Below are 21508 nucleotides of genomic sequence, written 5' to 3'. Positions count from 1 at the left end.
GTTGGCAAACATATGAAAAGACACCTACTTACTTCGATATTTGTTCTGATTTTGATAGTTTCTTGTAAACAAAAAGAAAATAAAAAAGCGGTATCAATTGAACAAAAACCGACAACTGAATTAAAAGCTGAACCAAAAAAGCCGATTGAGGAAATTAATATTTCTGAACAGTATTTTGAAAATGATAGTTTGCGGAATATACTGGAATCTGAATTAGATGAATTAGCTCTGAATCCAAAGTTTGAATTAAAAACTGAACCGAAAATAAACACGCACGACCAGACAATAACTGACACGATTAAAACTCGGACTTTTGAGCAGAATAAAATCTATTCTTATAAATATCAAGAAAGAGAATGGGTTTATTCAGCGAAAATTAGAAGTTCGGAATTTAAGTTTTTGGATTCCATCAAAATTGGAGTAAAAAAACAGGCTCTTGAAAACATATTAAAATCGGAATTGGAGTCTGATTTAATAAAAATCGGAGATTTAGAAAACACTTCCGTTTTCATTTTTACATTTGAAAACGACACGTTAAAAACAATTGATTATCAAGGCTACGTGGATTAAAAATACGTTTGCCAACACCGTGTAAAAACAATTGCTTGGTTCTAGCCTACTCGGAAAATCCTACGGATTTTCCTCTGGTTTGTTCCATTTTTAGTAAGTTAGTTGCTCGCACACGCAACTATCCTTACACATAAACGTTGGCAGTAATTAGACAAAAACGATGAGCGAAAAAGAATTAAAATACAATAGAGCTATTTGTTTTTGTAATAAAAAAATAAAGAAAACATTCAAATGTGATTGGTTTCAAATTATACCTATTGTTGAGTATATAGATAAAGATGTAAAAACCAATCATTATCCATTCATTTTAGAATACACCTACAATAAAAATGATATCATACACATATCTCACGAAGATATTGTTGACGAAGATACTTCTGATTCTTTTTCAGAATTAAATCACGAAAATAATGTTATGAGGTATATTTTAAGATTACTCTCTGTTGTCACTAACCATTACTTTTTTACTTACGATTCAACTGACCAAGGTTGGTACATAAATCTGAATGGAAAAAAAAGTGAGGATATAAAATGTCAGTATGGAGCAAAAATTTACTACGATGAAAACTTTAAGGGCAAAATGTATATCTACAAGTTTTCAGAAACTGAATTCAAAGAGGTTGATAATATTGACCATAATAGGTATTACACTCATCCAGATATTGACAATCAACTTGAAAATGAATTAACAATTGGAGAATATACAGAGTTGTTTTTTGATTCCCTTAAAAATTTAAATGATTTACAAAAACAATATTTCGATTCGGCTGTCACATTAATCAACAATGGAATGAAAATAAGAAATCATATGAAAAGTTTAGCTTTTCTTGCTTTTATTTCAAGTATTGAAACAATGACTCATCTTGAATCTAAAATTAATAAGGAAGAGATAGAATTTGAATGTAATTCCTGTAAAACAATAAAAACATCGAATTATAAATGCAAAAAATGTGGAAATCCAATTTGGGGAATTAGCCAACAAATTAAAAATTATCTAAAAAAGTACTTATCACAAAATGAGGACTTAAATAAAGTTATAAATAAACTTTATGGAAGACGTTCTCAAATTGCTCATACAGGAAATTTATTGATGGGAGACATTTTCTTTGACTGGAATAAACCTGAAGAAAGGGAAAAACATTATATGGAATTGATAGCTGGAATGCAATACAGTAAAATGAGTTTAGTTAACTATGTACTATATCAAAAATAACTACTGTCAACAACGTGTAAGCGCAATAACGGCTGAATTTCCTAATCGGAAATTCAACTCGTTTTGCTAAATTAGGTGCGTCAGCGGAAAGCACTCGCGCACTTTCCCGTTACTGACGCTTACACAAAACCGTTACAACCAAAAAAAATATGCACTTAAAAGATAAAACAGTTTTAATTACTGGAGGAGCTTCTGGAATTGGCAAAATAATGGTTCGTTTACTATTAGAACGAAAAGCCAAAGTTATTATCTGGGATATTAATCAAGAAAATACTGATAAAACCATAGCTGAATTTTCTAACCAAGGAGAGCTAATTACGTACACCGTTGATATTTCGAACCTTGAGCAAATTCAACACACCGCTAAAAAAGTTAAAGCAGAAGTTGGTGTTGTTGATGTTTTAATCAATAATGCAGGAATTATAGTTGGTAAATATTTTAAAGATCATACGGTATCTGACATTTCAAAAACCATGGAAATTAATGCAAATGCGCCAATGTTTATCACATTAGAATTTCTTAACGATATGTTAGATCAAAATTCAGGACATATTTGCAATATTGCTTCCTCTGGCGGAATAGTTTCAAATCCTAAAATGTCTGTGTATGCAGCTAGTAAATGGTCACTTATCGGTTGGTCGGATAGCTTGCGTTTAGAGATGGAGCAGCTGAATAAAAAAGTAAATGTTACCACAATACTGCCTTACTACATCAATACAGGTATGTTTGACGGTGTAAGATCTAAAATTCCAATTCTTGAACCTGAAGCAACAGCATTAACCATTGTTAAAGCTATTGAGAAGAATAAAAAGCTAATCAGTATTCCTGGTTATATTTACAGATTTACACGTTTTGCTCAAGCGGTAACGTCAATTACTATTTTTGATTGGTTTGCTGGAAACGTCTTTGGAATTTATAAAACGATGGAACATTTCTCTGGTCGCAAAAAGTAATATTAAAAACTAGCTACTTGCTCCTCTACTAGTTCCCATTCTTCCATAAGTTCATCTACTTTTGCTTTTTTGGCTTTGTAGTTTTCAAAGAAGTTTGGGCGAGAAGAAACTTCGTCGTAGTTCTGAGCTAACTCTAAATCTATTTTTTCAATTTCAGCTTCTAAATCTGCTATTTGATTTTCAATTTTATTCAACCTATTTTTCAACTTTTTAAGTTCCTTTTCTTGTTCTTTAGAAAGTTGATAGGCTTCTTTTTTAGACGTATCTTTTTCTGCCTTTACTACAGTTTTTTTCTCAGCATCACGCAAACTTTCCATTTTGTGTTGCTCTAAGAAATAATCAATATCGCCTAAATATTCTTTTATTTCTCGGTCTTTAAATCCGTAAACCGTAGTGGTTAATCCTTGTAAAAAATCACGGTCGTGAGATACTACGATTAACGTTCCGTCAAAGTTTTGTAGCGCTTTCTTTAATACGTTTTTAGAAGCAATATCTAAGTGGTTGGTAGGTTCATCCATTATCAACACGTTAAAAGGTGTTAATAATAGCTTACACAAGGCTAAACGGTTTCGCTCTCCTCCTGATAAGACTTTCGCTTTTTTATCTACCGCTTCTCCACCAAACAAAAAGGCTCCAAGCATATCACGAACTCGCATCCTATTGGTATCGGTTGCAGCGTCTTCCATAATTTCCAACACTGTTTTTTCAGGTGGTAATTCTTCTGACTGATTTTGCGCAAAATATCCTATCTCTACATTATGTCCTAGTTTTAAACTTCCCTCAAACGGAATTTCTCCTACCATCATTTTTGCTAAGGTTGATTTTCCTTGACCGTTTTGTCCTACAAAAGCAATTCTACTATTACGTTCAATGAGTAAATCAACATCTTTCAACACCTCTTTTTCTCCGTAGTTCTTGGTTAAGTTTTCAGCCTCGACAATAATTTTACCAGGTTCTTTTGATATTTCAAAACGAACATTCATTACTGCATTATCATCTTGATCAACCTCAATACGCTCTACTTTTTCTAACTTTTTAATCAGCGATTGCGCCATGGCTGCTTTACTAGCTTTTGCACGGAACTTCTCTATCAACTTTTCGGTATGTTCTATTTCCTTTTGTTGATTTTTTTGCGTTTGTAACTGCTTTTCTTTGATTTCAGCTCGCAATTTTAAGAATTCAGAATACGGTTTTTTGTAATCGTAAATCTGTCCTAACGAAATTTCTATAGTACGATTGGTTACGTTATCTAAAAACATTTTATCGTGCGATACCAATACAATAGCTCCTGCATAATTCTTCAAGAAATTTTCTAACCAAATAATAGACTCAATATCTAAGTGGTTGGTAGGCTCATCGAGCAATAAAATATCGTTATTCTGAAGAAGGAGTTTTGCCAATTCAATACGCATACGCCAACCTCCAGAGAAGGTATCAGTCAACTTATTAAAATCTTCTCGTTGAAACCCTAATCCTTGTAAAATCTTTTCGGTTTCTCCTTGATAGTTGTATCCTCCTAATAATTCGTAACGTTCAGTTTTTTCGTTTAAATCTATAATTATCTGATTATATGCTTCACTTTCATAATCAGTCCTTTCTGCTAATTGACGATTGATTTCATCGAGTTCTAGTTCAATTTCTTTAATTTCAGTAAATGCTTGATAAGCTTCTTCTAAAATAGTTCTTCCGTGTACAAAATCAATATCCTGACGTAAAAAACCAATACGCACATCTTTATCAAACGCCAAGGTTCCTCCACTACTCTCTATATCTTTAGAAAGCACTTTTAATAAAGTAGATTTTCCAGCTCCATTTTTACCTATTAATCCTATTCTGTCTCCTTTAATTAATTTAAAGGTGATTCCTGAGAACAAGTCTGTTCCCATAAATGAAACTGATACGTCGTGTACGTTTAACATATTTTTAGAAAATTACTTTGATTTTGTAACTAGAGTTACAAACAAGAGTTTTATTTTTGTTGAAATTTGTGCAAACTTACAAAAAGCAAATAGTTAATTGAACTTAATACCCAGAAGAAATGTTTGGAAAAGGGAGTAAATTATATAGTATTTTCAACAGTAAATGCCCTCGTTGTCATGAAGGTGAGTTTTTTAAATATAAATTGAACTTCAATCCTAAAAAAGTCACTACTTTGCACGAAAACTGCCCAAAATGTAACTTAAAATACATGATGGAACCTTCTTTTTTCTTTGGTGCCATGTATGTAAATTATGCTCTTGCTGTGGCTCTTTTTGTTGCTATTTTTATTATTGCAAAGATGTTTATCGGATTGTCTATTTTACATAGTTTTATTGCTATTGTAATTGTTTCTTTAATCTTAACTCCAGTTACTATTCGTCTTTCAAGGATTATATGGATTAACCTTTTCGTGAGTTATAAAAAGGACGCTAAAGAATTACAATCAGAAAAATAGTTTTTAAAATATAATTATATCAAACAAAAATAGCTTCCTCAAATTAGGAAGCTATTTTTATATATGCTTTTTTAAACTTGGATTATTCAAATCTTTTAATATCTATCTCGCTATCTAGGTTTTCGCTATTTTCAAGGTGATTAAACAAATTTTCAGCAACAGTTGGCGCTACCATAACTCCACGAGTTCCTAAACCGTTTAAAACTGCTAATTGAGCGTATTTAGGATGAACACCTACCAAAGGTCTTCTATCTTTTACTGTTGGTCGTATTCCTGCTGATTGTTCTATCACTGTATAAGAAACTGAAATAATTTTCTGAAGCTTATCTTCCAACTCTTTTCTTCCTTCATCTGTTGGAATAGAGGTTTTATCTGTCCAATTAAACGTTGCTCCAACTTTATAGTTATCATTTCCTAAAGGCATCACAAAAACACTTCCTTTTAATAAAAAATCTATTTGCAGTTTAGGTGCATGAATTGTTATGGTTTCTCCTTTAGTTCCGTTTAGAGGCAAGTAATTAAAAAACGGGTTTCTTTTCAATCCAAAACCTTCGCTAAACACTATTCTTTTTGCCGTGATGTTATCATAGCTTACTTTATCTTCTGAAATCTCTACTTTAGAATAATCAAAAGCTTCCTCTACTAGATTCCCTAAGGAATTGATATATTCTTTATAGGTAGTAACAAGCAATGGTGTATCTATTCTTCCAGTTCCTGTTAACTCTCCAAAACCATAATCGCCTATTATTCCTTTAATTTTTTCTTTTTGAATAGTAGGATTCATATAATAAGACAACATCGGTTTGTCCGAAGCTATAAACCAATTGTTCTCATCACCTACACTTGTAAACACCTTTTTTGTAGTGAAACTATAATCTAATGTTATGTTTAATTTTTCTTCTAACTTTTTATAAAAAGGAAGTGCTTTTATCAGCTGCTCATGACCATTCCAAACAGGAGTAAATCGTTTTAAAATTACAGGATTATAAACCCCTCCTGCTACTACAGAAGATACTTGTGAGTTGTTTTCAAAAACAATAAAACTCTTGTTGTTTTCTATCAGTTTTTCTACAAATGCTATTCCTGATAGCCCTAAACCAACAACTATATAATCTACCTTTTTAATCATACTTCAAAAATAATATTATTACAATAAAAAAGAGCTTGCAATGCAAGCTCTTTTTTAATTATGTATGTAGTCAAATTATTAGTAATTCCACATATCCATTTCACGATCACGAATACCTTCTTTAATTCTATTCGCTTCTAATAATTGGAATAAAGAGTTTCCACGAACATATTCAGAAATAGCTCTGTCCCCATAGATATTTTCTTCCTTAAGAATTGTAGAATTAAAACGTCTTGCATTTAACAAGTTATCGTAAGACAATGGTTGTGCTGAGTTTTCAGGGTTGAATACTTTTGATTTGTGTAATGCTTCTCTTGCATCTGGAAAATACACCCAAAATAGGTCATACACATTTTCTTTATCATCAATTTCTTCAACTCCCATTACTTGTACGTCTGGTCCCATTGGAGCTAACGCTAACAAGCGATACTTTAACTCACCTTGACGCTTGTCAAAATACCAAAGACCTTTTAACATATATCCTTTGATATCTTGAGACTATACATAGTAAGGATCAACATAATCACCATTTTGGCGCTCATTATAAATCATTAACATAACTTCATCCATTCCTATTTTGGTAGTAAAATAAGAGTCGTTATAAACCTCTTTAATTTCACCATTTTTAATTCCTTTCAATAGTGTATCGAATAATGAACGTCTTGTTAATCCGGCATTCGCAGTATCAATTGGGTAATAATACGGAAGATTTATTTTTTGATTTAAATCTACATATTCCCACACCACTTTAGACCATAACACATCTCTATCACTAATGTAGCCATAAGGAAGTGGTTTGTCATCTTCTGAAGCGATTTGCGCTTCAGATTTAAATCCAATTTCATCTACCTTTTTAGCATTTAAAAGGTTAGCTTGAGCACTTGCGTAGCTTGTAGCTGCAAATGCGAATAAAACCATATAAAAACGCTTCCAATTCATACTTTCTTGTTTTTACTTATTAATTTGTAATTTCTATAGCAACAGGTAATACTTTTTTGATGCTATAATTAGAGCCAGAAACTGATGCTTTAATATCAAAAATAGTAATTACATCATTTCTTCTAGCTTTTGATAATGCTGCTTTAGCTCTAGGGTTTAATCTAGTTCCACTAACTGGGATAGCTACTTGACCAGGAACTTTAATTTTAAAGCTTGATACGTTTAATTTTAAATCGAATAAGAAGTCTGGTAAACCAGCTGCAATACTAACATTCCCTAAACTTGCCTTTGGCATTTTTACAGTACCGTATTGTCCTCTTACCATACCTACCGCTGGAGGTATGTCTTTAATTCTAAATTTCTTTACAGAACGTACTCCTTTATCTGATCCTGCTGGTGTACCAGTTACAACGATATTTACTTCGCTTCCTTTACCAGGATACATAGTATATTTATCTCCACTTACTCTTTTTAATCCTGGTGCATTTGCAGCAACTTTGTTACTTGGTACTCCTGGAATAGAAATTGTTAATGGGTTAGCTAAACCACGATATACAACGTTCATTTTATCTGCTGAAACTAATGCTTCATTTGGTCTTGGAATTACAGCATACGCTCCTTTGATATCTATTTTTACAATAGAATCTCCTTCTTTAAACTGGAACTCTCCTTTCAATTCTTTATCTCCAACGTTTCCTGCTGGACCGTCTAAGATAACTTGACCTGCTTGAATTTTTTCTGCTTCAACCTCTTTATCATTAATGATAACTTTCTCTGCAGTTAAGTTAGGATCTTTCTTTCCTAAAACAATTCTACCTGATAAGTTTTCTCCTGGATAGTATGCACTCTTGTCGAAAACAACCATAGCCTCATACTTTGTCATAGAAACTGCACTTTGTAACTCTCCTTGTAATAACGCGGTTAATGCGTCAGATTCTGTAGCTTTAATATCTGCTTGAATTTGAGTTAACTTTGTTAAAGAAGCAATTAAAGGGAAACCTTCGTAGTTATACTTTAACCAATCGATTTTCTTTCCATCTTTATTTTCTTCTTTATCGGTATTAAAACGAGTTGCAATAACACCTGCAACCTCAGTTCCTTCTAAAGCTGTCATTGCTTGATTTCTAAACCCTTCAATTTTAGCTACAAATTCTTTACCTGCTTCAGTTACTTTTCCACCTTTAAAGAATAATTCGTCTAAAAATTTAGACTTATCCATAGTTTCATATGCTGTTTTATCTTCTAAATCACCAGTCATTCGGCTCTTTAAATCTCCAACATATGCATATAATTCATCCGCAGCTACTTTTAATTTATCTGTTTTCTCTTTAGCCTCTCCATACTGCTTTGCTTGTTCAGCAGCTTTTTGGGCTAACGTTTCGTAAGCTGTTTTATTTTTCTCAGTTGCCTTTTCGTTTGCTACTGTTAACTTTTCATTCATTAATCCAAAGGCTGATAATACCTCTTTACTCATGTTCATTGCTAACATTGCAATAAACACTAAGTACATCAGGTTAATCATCTTCTGCCTTGGTGATAGTTTTCCTCCTGCCATATTAATTAGTTTGTTTCGTTAAAAATTAGATAAACTAATTAATTACTTGTTAGACATTGCAGATAACATTCCACCATAAACTCCATTTAACGAAGATAAATTCGTAGCTAGAGATTGCATTTGCTCTTGTAAACGTTGAGAGTTTTCAACCATTGCAGAGTTTAAGTCAGCTTGCTTACTAGCATTCTCTACTTGTGTTTGGTATAAACTGTTTAAAGATTCCATTTGAGCTGCTGCTCTAGACATTTGCTCGTTGTAGCTATTTGTAGCTGAAATTGATTGAGAAGCAGATGCTAAAGGCTCTACTGCTCCTTGGAAATTTTTAATACTATCTCCTAAACGAGATACTAACTGAGCATCTAATTTAGCTTCGCTTAAGATATTATCTAATTTTTGAGATAACATGCTTTGTGCTTCTTCTGGAGATGCTTCTTTACCTTTCTTACCTCCTAATGATTGACCATCTGCTAACTCTGGGTATACTTTAGTCCAATCTAAATCGTCTTCTACTGCTTCAAACGCTGATAATGCGAAAACTGCTGCTTCCACAATCATACCTATCATTAATACTTCATTTCCAAAAGGCCAGTGTAAAATTTTAAATAATGCTCCAATAATAACTACTGCGGCTCCTAAACCGTAAGCCATATTAAACATCTTCTTAGTTGATTTTGATTGTGCCATAATTTTTAATTTTTAATTTTTGGGGATTAATATTTATTCTTGTTTTCTTGTTTAATTACTCTTGTTTGTTCCTAAATAATCTTGAACAGTTCTAAATCCGATATAACTTCTTGCAGTATCAGCATATTCCCAGTCACGAGAACTTACTTCTAAGAAATAGGCTACATCTTTCCATGAACCTCCACGGATAATTTTTCTTCTATTTTCTTTAATCTCTACGTTCGGGTTCATTGTAGACCCCATATAATAAGACATTTGGTTATAAGCTGTATTTGTCCATTCAGAAACGTTACCTGCCATATTAAATAACCCATATTCATTTGGATTGTATGACATTGCTTCCACTGTATATAAAGCTCCATCTGCTGCATAGTCACCACGTACTGGTTTAAAGTTTGCTAAGAAACATCCTCTATCACTTGTAGTACTTGGTCCACCCCAAGGATATTTAGCATAGTCTAAACCTCCACGAGCTGCATATTCCCATTCAGCCTCTGTTGGTAATCTGAACGCAGGTACTAATCCTAACTTTCTTCTTGAACGTTGGAAGTTATTTTTAGTTTGAGTTCTCCAATTACAAAATGCTTTTGCTTGATTCCAAGTTACACCTACTACTGGGTAGTTTTCATATGCTTTATGAGCAAAATACTCTTGGTGCATTGGGTCGTTGTATGAATAGTTGAAGTCTTTAATCCAAACTGTGGTATCTGGATATACATTGATAACTTCATTTTTTAAGAAATCTTTTCTATTCTTTCCTGTTCTTGCTGCTGCCTCATTATCAAACCAATAATATCTATAATTTAATAACTTTGTATTGAACGTTCTAATTCCGTTTAAAGCCTCATCTTTCTTAATATATAAAGAATCCATTACTTCTACATAATCAGCATCTGGGTATTCAGGAGCTTCCCAAATAATTTCTTCTTCCCAATTTAATGGTTTTAAAGAGTCTAACCCAGCTCCTAACTCATAGTAATTTTCACGCATGTACTTTTCGTAAGGAGTTTCATTTACAGTATCTTTTGATGCAAACGCATATAACTGAATACCTTCAGCTCTTCCTGCTCCTTCTGCATCACCAGCTCCCATTGAAGCAAACTCTGCTTGATAAGCTAACTTAGTTCTTGTGATAGAATCTCTTACCCAGAACACAAATGCTTTATACTCACTATTTGTAATTTCTGTTTCATCCATATAAAATGGTTGTACAGTTACAGTTTTTGTTGGCGCATTCATAGCTCCCATAGGATCTTCATCTTGTTTACCCATAGTAAAAGACCCTCCTGGTATTTTAGCCATTCCATATGGTTTTTCGGCAAACCATTTTCTTGTAGACTTTACTCCTACTAACTCTCCTCTATCTCCACTTGAACCACAAGAGTAGATGATAGATACCAATAATGCAAGTAATGCTATTTTTTTCATATTATATCTTTTCTTATAAAAGAGGCGTAAACCTATTATTTTTTTTATTAAAAAACAATTACGAGTTATATTTTTTCACACTTTATGCAACTTTCTTCTAAACAAGCTTTTGTAAAGCTTTGTACCACCTTTCAGGTGTTTTTTGTTGTAGTGCTAGTTCATAATCTCGATAGCTACATGGTATTAACGCATGTCTTTTGTGTTTATTATTCGATATTAAATTTATTTCCATCCACCAACGACCACTTTTATCACTTTTATAAAAGTTTATAGGGTCGTCATCGCTTAAAAGTACTGTAAATTTCTGATAACTTTCTTTGGTTGCAAACGGATAATCTTTTGCTCTAGAGTTCATTCCTTCTATAAAGTACCAAATTATTTGAGCTATCAACTTTGCTGTTTGACTATTTGAGTCTAACATTACATTGTATTCGTAAATCCCGAAAGAAGTTACTTTATCACTTATTCCTGCATATCGTGCTATTGCACAAATTTCTTCTCCGTAAAACCCATTTGGTGAGGCGTTTTCGTTAGCTGGCGCTTCACTTTGACGAATACTTCCAACATCTATACTCACCACATCTGCATCTCTCATTATAGGTTCTACTAAAGTAATGTCTTTTACTTCTCCTAACCTATATGCATCAAAATACAACTTATCTAATAAGTCTATTTCATCTTGCGAGTTAAAATAGGTTTGATATCCTATATTACTAAAGTTAAAAAGATTGTTAGGCTCTTCCATAACAATTCTACTTACATATGATTTTGACGTCAGCTCATCCTCTAACGAACCTAAGTCGAATCGGCTATCAACAGCTACTAAATTAACTGTTTGCTCTAAGTTATCGTAAGCCCTATAATTTGCATAGGTAATATCTTGCCCGCCACCTATAATGATTGGCATAATATTTTTCTTTAGTAAAAACTCTACTGATGATTTTACCGCAAAATAAGTATCCTCTACAGTATTCCCTTTCTCTATATTTCCTAAATCGGCAATTTGGGTTGTCCATTTACCAGCAAACAACTGATAAAAGTGTTTACGAATTTGGTCTAACCCATTTCCGCAACCTTCATTACCTACTGCTCCCCTTCCATCTTTTACTCCTAAAATAGCTATTGAAACTTCTGTTAAATCTGGAAAACCATTATCAACAGTATGAAGTTGAACTATTTTACCTAATACCGAAGGCGCTTGCTCAAGTACGTGAGCAGCTACAGATTCTTCGATAGGTGTAAAGAAGTCAAGATTCATTTATTGGGGGATTTTAAGAGCGCTAATATAACAAACTATTTTTTATAGAAAGCTTCTTTATTTCTTTTTGGTTACTTTCTTCTTTACTGTTTTCTTTTTTGGAGTTTTTGCTTCAATCATTTTAACAGCTTCTTCTTGCGTTAACTTCTCAATCTCTGTTGTTTTAGGTAATTCAACCTTTATTTTACCTTTAATTACATTAAAACGACCCCAACGTGCTTTTTCTACACGAATACCAACTTCTTCAAAATTATGGATGAGCTTTTCGCGTTCTTTTTTCTTTTTATCCTCTATTAACTCTTCTAAATCTGATTGACTTAAATTATCAAAATCGTATTTTTTGTTAACATTGATGAAAATAGAATTCCACTTAATAAAAGGTCCAAATCGTCCAACTCCTTTTTGAATTGGCATTCCTTCATACTCACCAATAGGAGCATCTGCTTTACGTTTAGCTTCAATCAATTCAATAGCTCTATCCATATCTACTGACATTGGATTTTCGTCTCTATCAAGCGACACATATTTTCCATCGAATTTAATATAAGGACCAAATCTACCGTTTGCTACTTCTACTTCCATACCTTCATAGTCTCCTAAAACTTTTGGTAACTTAAATAAATCCATCGCTTCTTCGTAAGTGATAGAATTCATAGTTTGATCACCTTGTAAGCTTGCAAAACGAGGTTTTTCTTCATCAGTAGCTTCACCAATCTGAACCATTGCTCCATAACGTCCTAAACGCACATATACATTCTTACCACTTTCAGGATCTACACCTAACAAACGTTCTCCTTTTGCTCTTTCAGCATTTGCTGCAACATCTTCTACAACTACATGGAAGTTTTTGTAGAAATCTTTAATCATTGCAGTCCAATCTTCATTTCCCTCTGCTATTTCATCAAATTCATTTTCAACTTTAGCCGTGAAACCGTAATCTAAAATTGTATCAAAATTTTCTACTAAAAAGTCATTTACGATATTTCCGATATCTGTTGGAACTAACTTTCCTTTATCAGAACCTACTCGTTCTGTTAGGACTTGCTCTGATACTATTTGATTTGCTAAACTTAACTGTGTATAGTTTCTTTCTTTTCCTTCAACAGTTCCTTTTTCCACATACTCTCTTCTTTGGATAGTTGAAATTGTTGGTGCATACGTAGAAGGACGTCCAATACCTAACTCTTCTAATTGTTTTACTAAGGCAGCTTCGGTATATCTTGCTGGCGGACGTGTGTAACGTTCTGTTGCTGTAATTAATTCATTAATTAAAGATTCGTTTACTTCCATTTTAGGCAACATTCCTGCTTGCTCTTCATCTTCATTATCTGTTCCTTCTAAGTATACTTTTAAGAAACCTTCAAAAGTAATCACCTCACCATTGGCTGTAAACTGTTTCTTGTTCTTATTGTTGTCTATTTTTACAACGGTACGCTCCAATTGTGCTTCACTCATTTGTGATGCTAGTGTACGTTTCCATATTAAACTATACAATCTATCTTGATCATAATCTACAGAAACCTCATGACGTGTCATATCTGTAGGACGAATCGCTTCGTGCGCCTCTTGGGCTCCTTTTGTTTTAGTTGAAAAATTACGTGGCTTACTATATTCTTTACCATAAGAAGCTATAATTTCTTCTTGTGCCGCATTTTTAGCGTCATCAGATAAATTAACGCTATCTGTTCTCATGTAGGTTATCAATCCCGCTTCGTATAAACGTTGCGCCATCATCATCGTTTTTGCTACTGGAAAACCTAACTTTCTAGATGCTTCCTGTTGCAATGTTGACGTTGTAAATGGTGGTGCTGGTGACTTTTTCGCAGGCTTTTGTTGTAAATCTGCTACTGAAAACGCTGCATCAGCACAAGAATTTAAGAATGTTTCTGCTTCTTCTTTAGTTGAAAAATTCTTTGCTAACTTCGCTTTAAACTTTTTTCCTTCAGCATTTACAAACTCAGCATCTACTCGATAAGATGCTTCGGTTTCAAAGCTTTCAATTTCACGCTCACGCTCTACTATTAAACGCACTGCTACTGACTGCACTCTACCTGCTGATAACCCCGGTTTTACTTTTCTCCATAACACTGGAGACAGTTCATAACCTACTATTCTATCTAACACACGTCTCGCTTGTTGTGCATCTACTAAGTTATAATTAATAGTACGTGGATTTTCAATTGCTTTTAAAATTGCTTGTTTAGTAATTGAGTTAAAAACAATACGCTTTGTATTTTCTTCCTTTAGCTTTAATTGTTCTGCTAAATGCCATGCAATAGCTTCTCCCTCGCGATCCTCATCGGAAGCTAACCATACTGTTTCTGCTTTCTTTGCTAAATCTTTTAGTTTTTTTACTACCGCTTTTTTATCGGTAGAAACTATATATTTTGGTTTGAAATCTCCTTCAACATTTACCCCTAATTCTTTAGATGGTAAATCTGCAATGTGTCCAAAACTCGATTCAACCTGAAAATCTTTCCCTAAAAACTTTTCTATTGTTTTTGCCTTAGCAGGTGACTCAACTATTACTAAATTTTTTGCCATACGTCTTTATCTCATTATCACTTTACACCTTATTAATATAGGTATAATTCAGTTTGCAAAAGTATATAGTTTTTTTTTAATGATTAATTTTTAGCAAAACTTTACCTTTTATTAAACAAAACTATCCATGTCAATTTGTCACAAATAATACTTTTTGGTTGTATATTTGCACCCTATTTAGCACGATTTTAGGATTTATGGAACACGTAGAAAAAATAATTGATGAGAAACAACAAGGAAAAGCCCTTGTTACAGAACACAAAGAAGGAAACAACAAAAAGCTTTTTATAGAAAGCTATGGTTGTCAAATGAATATGAACGACAGCGAAATTGTGGCGTCAATTTTAGCAGAACAAGGTTTTAACACCACTCAAAATTTAGAAGATGCTGATTTGGTACTGGTGAACACTTGTTCTATTCGTGAAAAAGCCGAGACAACAGTTCGTAACAGACTGCAAAAATATAACGCTGTAAAAAAAGTAAATCCAACCATGAAAGTTGGAGTACTTGGTTGTATGGCAGAGCGATTAAAAGAGAAATTTTTAGAGGAAGAAAAAATCGTTGACTTGGTTGTGGGTCCTGATGCATATCGTGACTTACCTAATTTAATTGAAGAGGTCGATGCTGGACGTGATGCTGTGAACGTAATCTTATCAAAAGAAGAAACGTATGCTGATGTTTCTCCTGTACGTTTAAACTCTAACGGAGTTTCAGCCTTTGTATCAATTACCCGTGGTTGCGATAACATGTGTACATTCTGTGTAGTTCCGTTTACACGTGGTCGTGAACGTAGTCGTGATCCTAAGAGTATTATTGAAGAAATCCGCAGTATGCAAGAGAAAAACTTCAAAGAAATTACTTTACTAGGTCAAAATGTTGACTCATACTTATGGTATGGTGGTGGATTGAAAAAGGATTTCAAAAAAGCTTCTGAATTAGCGCAAGCTTCTGCTGTTGATTTTGCTCAGTTACTAGATATGTGTGCTACAGAGTTTCCTAAAATGCGTTTTCGTTTTTCTACTTCAAATCCGCAGGATATGACATTAGACGTAATTCACATAATGGCAAAACATAAAAACATTTGTAAATACATCCACTTACCTGTTCAAAGTGGAAGCAATGCAATGCTTGAAGCAATGAACCGTCAACATACTCGTGAAGAATACATGGAATTGGTTGATAATATTTACAAGATCATTCCTGAAATGGCTTTAAGCCAAGATATGATTGCTGGTTTCTGTGGAGAAACAGAACAAGACCATCAAGATACTTTAGACTTAATGCGTCATGTAAAATACAGCTTCGGATTTATGTTTGCCTATTCTGAAAGACCAGGAACCTTAGCTGCTAAAAAAATGGAAGATGACGTTCCGTTAGAAACTAAAAAACGTCGTTTACAAGAAATCATTGATTTACAACAAGAACACAGTTTATACAGAACAAAAGAGAATCTTGGTAAAGTTCAAGAAGTATTGATTGAAGGAACATCAAAAAAGAACCCTAACGAATGGAAAGGTCGTAATACACAAAATACCGTAGTGGTTTTCCCTAAAGAAAATTATAAAATGGGAGATTTTGTAAATGTACGTATTGACGATTGTACCTCTACTACCTTAAAAGGTACAGCTGTTGGGTATTCTGACAATAACTAATTTTTAGAAAAGAGAGTCAAGAGAAAAGAAAAAAGACACAATCTTTTCTCTCTATTCTTTTTTCTCTATTCTAAAGAAAGAAATGGAAAATTTACAAGCTATAAAACAACGTTTTGGCATTATCGGTAACGATATACAGTTGAATCGCGCTATTGAAAAAGCGATTCGTGTGGCTCCTACCGATATTTCAGTACTCGTTACTGGAGAAAGCGGTGTTGGAAAAGAAAACATCCCAAGAATTATTCACCAACTATCACACAGAAAACATGCAAAATACATTGCGGTTAACTGTGGAGCTATTCCTGAAGGAACTATTGATAGTGAATTATTCGGACATGAAAAAGGAGCCTTTACAGGAGCTACACAAACACGTAAAGGGTATTTTGAAGTTGCTGATGGTGGTACCATTTTTTTAGATGAAGTTGGAGAATTACCATTGACTACTCAAGTACGTTTGTTACGTGTATTAGAAAATGGAGAGTTTATTAAAGTAGGTTCTTCTCAAGTACAAAAAACAAACGTTCGTATTGTTGCTGCTACCAACGTAAACATGCAGGAAGCTATTGCAAAAGAAAAATTCAGAGAAGATTTATATTACCGTTTAAGTACTATAGAAATTCCGTTACCTGCATTAAGAAATCGTGGAGAAGACATTCACTTACTCTTTAGAAAATTTGCAGCTGATTTTGCTCAAAAATACAGAATGCCAACCATTCGACTAGACGAAAATGCTGTAAGAATTTTATTAAATTACAATTTTCCTGGTAACATTCGTCAGTTAAAAAATATTGCGGAACAAATATCTATTGTTGAAGAAGATAGATTAATTACGCCAGAAAAACTAGTTCAGTACCTACCAGAAAACAGAAGTAATTTACCTGCTATTATTGGTGGAAAATCAAGCAGTCAATCAGATTTTGCTAACGAACGAGATATTATGTATAAAATCTTGTTCGATATGCGAAACGATATCAATGACTTAAAAAAGTTAACACTCGATTTAATGCAGAGTGGCAACCTAGAAGAGGTACAAGAAGAAAACCATCGATTAATTGAGCGTATTTATCAAGACCAAGATTTATCTGAGGTATCTAACATTGAAGTAGTTCAAATCCCTAAAGTTTCACCACCTCAAGACGATTATGATTATGCTGAAACTATCGAAGAAGATGAAAGTTTATCTTTACAAGAAAAAGAGATTGAAATGATACGTAAATCACTCGAAAAGAATAATGGAAAACGTAAATTAGCTGCAAAAGAATTAGGAATTTCTGAACGAACTCTATATCGAAAAATTAAACAATACGACTTATAAGCGAATTTGTTTACTTTTACAATTCACTCACAATTTCAGATGAAAAAAACTTTATATATACTATCTTTATTCATTGGTTTAACCACTATTATTGGTTGTGGTGCTTACTCTTTCACTGGTGGTAACACAGGAAATGCAAAAACAATCCAAGTTGATTTTTTTCCTAACCAAGCTCCAGTAGTAGAACCTATTTTAAGTCAAAAATTCACACAAGACTTACAAGATTTGTTCACTCGTCAAACTAATTTAACTTTAGTTAAAACAGGTGGAGACTTACATTTTTCTGGTGAAATTGTCGATTTTCGTATTACACCTATGAGTGCTACAGCGCAACAAACTGCAGCTCAAAACAGACTCACCATTACTGTAAATGTAAATTATATAAACGCTTTAGAAGAAAAAGATAATTTTGAAAAACGCTTTTCATTTTATTACGATTACGGAGCTAACCAACTGTTAACCGGTTCGGTATTAGAAACTGCATTAGATGAAATTATAGAACGTATTACACAAGATATTTTTAATGCTTCTGTAGCTAAATGGTAAATTAATTGAATAAGGATAACTACATACAATTATTAGAAAAACCTGAATTAATTTCAATAGAAAATTCTTCAGAAATCACAGCTCTTATCCAGGAGTATCCTTATTTTCAATCTGCCAGAGCGTTACGTTTAAAAGCTTTAAAAAACCAAGAAAGCTATAAATACAACAACGAGTTAAAAATTACAGCTGCTTATACAAGTGACAGAACAGTATTGTTTGATTTTATAACTTCAGAATCTTTTAAAGAAACTCCAAAGCTAGAAGAAAAAACTAGCTTAAAAGACAAACTTCTTCCGAAGAAAAAAACAACTAAAACTGCATCTATAGAAGAAGATTTAGCTATTGGAAAACCGCTTTCTTTTACACAAAACGAAACGTTTTCATTCAATCAGTGGTTACAATTATCTTCTAAAAAGACTATTATAAGAGATATCGTTCCTCCTCAGAAAGAAGGAAAAAAGCAAGAGGAAGAATCACAGCCAATTAAATCTGAACACGAGGCTATTATTGATCGTTTTATAGAAACAGCACCTAAAATATCACGCCCAAATAAAACATCTACGAGCGATGTTAAAATAGCCGACACCCAACAAAGTAATCAACTAGCAACTGAGACTTTAGCTAAAGTTTATTTAGAACAAAAGAAATATGATAGTGCTATTCAAGCATATAAAATATTAAGTTTGAAATATCCAGAAAAAAGTGGTTTCTTTGCAGACCAAATTAAAAGAATACAAATTTTACAAAACAATAAATAAATGACAACGTATACTTTACTTTTAGTTTTAATATTGATTGTTGCAATAGCATTAATCTTAATTGTAATGGTTCAAAACCCTAAAGGTGGAGGATTATCTTCATCATTTGGAGGCGGTGGTGCTCAAAATATTGGAGGTGTACAAAATACAAACAGTTTTTTAGATAGAACTACTTGGACATTAGCAATTACTATGTTTGCTTTAATTTTATTAGCTAACTTTGCTATTCCAAGAGGTAATGCAGCTGATACTCCTCAATTAGACGACACTTTAAACAGTATTGAAACTACAACTACTCCTGCTACACCAGCAGCAACTGATGCCGCTAAAGATAGCGCACAGTAGTTTATACAAAATAGAATTTAAAATGCCAATGTGAATGACACGTTGGCATTTTTTTTATACGTAATTTTGCCTTGCTTGAAAAATTGTCAGCAAAAATCTAATGGCATAATTTCTGACAAAAACTAACAAGTAAATTTTAATTTAATCAATCAAAATATATAAAATGGGATTAAACATTAAACCTTTAGCAGACAGAGTTCTTGTTGAACCGGCTGCAGCAGAAACTACTACAGCATCAGGAATCATCATCCCTGACAACGCAAAGGAAAAACCACAAAAAGGAACTATCGTAGCCGTGGGTAACGGAACAAAAGACGAGCCTTTAACTGTAAAAGTTGGTGATACTGTTTTATACGGAAAGTACGCTGGTACTGAACTTAAATTGGAAGGAAAAGATTATTTAATTATGAGAGAAAGCGACATCTTCGCTATTATCTAAAACTTCTTCGCTTTTAGCTTTTTGCTATTAGCCAACTAAACAAAAACTAAAAACCAAGCCAGTAGCTAAAAGCTAACGGCTAAAAACTAAAACAAACATGGCAAAAGATATAAAATTTGATGTAGACGCTCGTGACGGATTGAAACGTGGAGTAGACGCATTGGCAAATGCAGTAAAAGTAACTTTAGGTCCTAAAGGACGTAACGTAATTATTTCTAAATCATTCGGAGCTCCTCACGTAACAAAAGATGGAGTTTCTGTAGCTAAAGAAGTAGAATTAGAAGATGAGTTAGAAAACATGGGAGCTCAAATGGTAAAAGAAGTAGCTTCTAAAACTAACGATTTAGCAGGTGACGGTACTACTACTGCAACTGTGTTAGCACAGGCTATCGTAAAAGAAGGTTTAAAAAACGTTGCTGCGGGTGCTAACCCTATGGATTTAAAACGTGGTATTGATAAAGCGGTAACTGCTATTACTGAAGATTTAGCAAAACAATCTAAAGAAGTTGGTGATTCATCAGAAAAAATTAAGCAAGTAGCTGCAATTTCTTCTAATAACGATGCGGTAATTGGTAATTTAATTGCTGAAGCATTTGGAAAAGTTGGAAAAGAAGGAGTGATTACTGTTGAAGAAGCAAAGGGAACTGACACTTATGTAGATGTTGTTGAAGGAATGCAGTTTGACCGTGGATACTTATCTCCTTACTTCGTAACTGATGCAGATAAAATGATTGCTGATTTAGAAAATCCATACATTTTATTATTCGATAAAAAGATTTCTAACTTACAAGAAATCTTACCTATCTTAGAACCTGTTGCACAATCAGGAAGACCTTTATTAATTGTTGCTGAAGATGTTGACGGACAAGCATTAGCTACTTTAGTAGTAAACAAATTACGTGGTGGATTAAAAATCGCTGCTGTAAAAGCTCCAGGATTTGGTGACCGTAGAAAAGCAATGTTAGAAGATATCGCTATTTTAACTGGTGGTACAGTAATTTCTGAAGAAAGAGGTTTCTCTTTGGAAAATGCAACTTTAGATTTATTAGGTACCGCTGAAACAGTAACTATTGATAAAGATAATACTACAATTGTTAATGGTTCTGGTGACGAAGCACAAATCAAAGCTCGTGTAAACCAAATTAAAGCACAAATTGAAACTACTACTTCTGATTACGATCGTGAAAAATTACAAGAGCGTTTAGCAAAGTTAGCTGGTGGTGTTGCTGTATTATATGTTGGTGCTGCTTCTGAAGTAGAAATGAAAGAAAAGAAAGACCGTGTTGATGATGCTTTACATGCTACTCGTGCAGCTGTAGAAGAAGGTATTGTAGCTGGTGGAGGTGTTGCTTTAGTTCGCGCTAAAAAAGTATTAGAAACTATTGCTACTGATAACTTAGACGAAACAACAGGAATTCAAATCGTAAACAGAGCGATTGAAGCTCCTTTACGTACGATTGTTGAAAATGCTGGTGGTGAAGGCTCTGTAGTAATTAATAAAGTTTTAGAAGGAAATCAAAACTTTGGTTACGATGCGAAATCTGAAACATACGTAGACATGTTAGAAGCTGGTATTATTGACCCTAAAAAAGTAACCCGTGTAGCGTTAGAAAATGCTGCTTCTGTTGCAGGTATGATTTTAACTACGGAATGTGCTTTAGTTGATATTAAAGAAGATAATCCAGGTGGAATGCCTCCAATGGGTGGTGGAATGCCAGGAATGATGTAGTGGCGAATCGCCACAGA

General features: G+C 33.4%; 18 protein-coding genes and 1 pseudogene. 11 read left to right on the top strand and 8 right to left on the bottom strand.

Annotation, left to right across the window (positions count from 1 at the left end):
• The 3 genes from N534_RS0110585 to N534_RS0110575 form a co-directional block, all read left to right on the top strand.
• Positions 1-570: hypothetical protein (locus N534_RS0110585; RefSeq protein ID WP_028892467.1), on the top strand; the 570-nt coding region annotated here is incomplete at its 5' end.
• Between the two features lie 160 nt (positions 571-730).
• Positions 731-1783, top strand: coding sequence for a HEPN domain-containing protein (locus N534_RS0110580; RefSeq protein WP_028892466.1), 1053 nt, complete (start codon positions 731-733; stop codon positions 1781-1783).
• 149 nt (positions 1784-1932) lie between these two features.
• A complete protein-coding gene (locus N534_RS0110575) occupies positions 1933-2736 on the top strand; it encodes an SDR family oxidoreductase (RefSeq protein WP_028892465.1) in 804 nt (267 codons plus the stop codon).
• Between the two features lie 2 nt (positions 2737-2738).
• Here N534_RS0110575 and abc-f read toward each other — a convergent pair whose 3' ends face one another.
• Complete coding sequence (abc-f, locus tag N534_RS0110570) at positions 2739-4655, bottom strand: ribosomal protection-like ABC-F family protein (protein WP_028892464.1); 1917 nt, start codon at positions 4653-4655, stop codon at positions 2739-2741.
• Positions 4656-4774: 119 nt separating this feature from the next.
• Between abc-f and N534_RS0110565 the strand changes: the two genes are divergently transcribed.
• Entirely contained in the window at positions 4775-5170 is a 396-nt protein-coding gene (locus tag N534_RS0110565; RefSeq protein WP_028892463.1) for a DUF983 domain-containing protein, read from the top strand.
• A gap of 82 nt (positions 5171-5252) precedes the next feature.
• Here N534_RS0110565 and N534_RS0110560 read toward each other — a convergent pair whose 3' ends face one another.
• The 7 genes and pseudogenes from N534_RS0110560 to topA all read right to left on the bottom strand — a co-directional run bounded on the left by N534_RS0110560 (position 5253) and on the right by topA (position 14707).
• Positions 5253-6299 (bottom strand): FAD-binding oxidoreductase, encoded by a 1047-nt coding sequence (locus N534_RS0110560; RefSeq protein ID WP_038005917.1) that lies wholly within the window; start codon positions 6297-6299, stop codon positions 5253-5255.
• 78 nt (positions 6300-6377) lie between these two features.
• Positions 6378-7238 (bottom strand): annotated as a pseudogene (gldN, locus tag N534_RS14710) (gliding motility protein GldN).
• A 19-nt stretch (positions 7239-7257) separates the two neighbouring features.
• Entirely contained in the window at positions 7258-8793 is a 1536-nt protein-coding gene (gene gldM, locus N534_RS0110550) for a gliding motility protein GldM (protein WP_028892461.1), read from the bottom strand.
• A gap of 42 nt (positions 8794-8835) precedes the next feature.
• Positions 8836-9477 (bottom strand): gliding motility protein GldL, encoded by a 642-nt coding sequence (gldL, locus tag N534_RS0110545; RefSeq protein ID WP_028892460.1) that lies wholly within the window; start codon positions 9475-9477, stop codon positions 8836-8838.
• Positions 9478-9528: 51 nt separating this feature from the next.
• A complete protein-coding gene (gene gldK, locus N534_RS0110540; RefSeq protein WP_028892459.1) occupies positions 9529-10905 on the bottom strand; it encodes a gliding motility lipoprotein GldK in 1377 nt (458 codons plus the stop codon).
• 97 nt (positions 10906-11002) lie between these two features.
• Positions 11003-12163: a formimidoylglutamase gene (locus N534_RS0110535; RefSeq protein ID WP_028892458.1), complete on the bottom strand. Its 1161-nt coding sequence runs from the start codon at positions 12161-12163 to the stop codon at positions 11003-11005.
• A gap of 57 nt (positions 12164-12220) precedes the next feature.
• Positions 12221-14707 carry a type I DNA topoisomerase gene (gene topA, locus N534_RS0110530; protein ID WP_028892457.1) on the bottom strand — a complete coding sequence of 829 codons (2487 nt, stop codon included), beginning with the start codon at positions 14705-14707 and terminating at the stop codon, positions 12221-12223.
• Between the two features lie 197 nt (positions 14708-14904).
• Between topA and miaB the strand changes: the two genes are divergently transcribed.
• The 7 genes from miaB (at position 14905) to groL (ending at position 21491) form a co-directional block, all read left to right on the top strand.
• Positions 14905-16359 carry a tRNA (N6-isopentenyl adenosine(37)-C2)-methylthiotransferase MiaB gene (gene miaB, locus N534_RS0110525; protein ID WP_028892456.1) on the top strand — a complete coding sequence of 485 codons (1455 nt, stop codon included), beginning with the start codon at positions 14905-14907 and terminating at the stop codon, positions 16357-16359.
• A gap of 82 nt (positions 16360-16441) precedes the next feature.
• A complete protein-coding gene (locus tag N534_RS0110520; RefSeq protein ID WP_028892455.1) occupies positions 16442-17674 on the top strand; it encodes a sigma-54-dependent Fis family transcriptional regulator in 1233 nt (410 codons plus the stop codon).
• A 39-nt stretch (positions 17675-17713) separates the two neighbouring features.
• On the top strand, positions 17714-18220 hold the full coding sequence (locus N534_RS0110515) for an LptE family protein (RefSeq protein ID WP_028892454.1): 507 nt from the start codon (positions 17714-17716) through the stop codon (positions 18218-18220).
• Between the two features lie 5 nt (positions 18221-18225).
• Positions 18226-18978 carry a hypothetical protein gene (locus tag N534_RS0110510; protein ID WP_028892453.1) on the top strand — a complete coding sequence of 251 codons (753 nt, stop codon included), beginning with the start codon at positions 18226-18228 and terminating at the stop codon, positions 18976-18978.
• Positions 18979-19323, top strand: coding sequence for a preprotein translocase subunit SecG (secG, locus tag N534_RS0110505; protein ID WP_028892452.1), 345 nt, complete (start codon positions 18979-18981; stop codon positions 19321-19323).
• 163 nt (positions 19324-19486) lie between these two features.
• On the top strand, positions 19487-19762 hold the full coding sequence (groES, locus tag N534_RS0110500) for a co-chaperone GroES (RefSeq protein WP_028892451.1): 276 nt from the start codon (positions 19487-19489) through the stop codon (positions 19760-19762).
• 97 nt (positions 19763-19859) lie between these two features.
• Positions 19860-21491, top strand: coding sequence for a chaperonin GroEL (gene groL / locus N534_RS0110495; protein WP_028892450.1), 1632 nt, complete (start codon positions 19860-19862; stop codon positions 21489-21491).
• Positions 21492-21508: the final 17 nt, after the last annotated feature.

The organism is Tenacibaculum sp. 47A_GOM-205m (assembly GCF_000518405.1).
Classification (GTDB): Bacteria; Bacteroidota; Bacteroidia; order Flavobacteriales; family Flavobacteriaceae; genus Polaribacter; species Polaribacter lutimaris.
The sequence above is the reverse complement of the archived record's forward strand: the minus strand, read 5'-3'. Positions and strand labels throughout refer to the sequence as shown.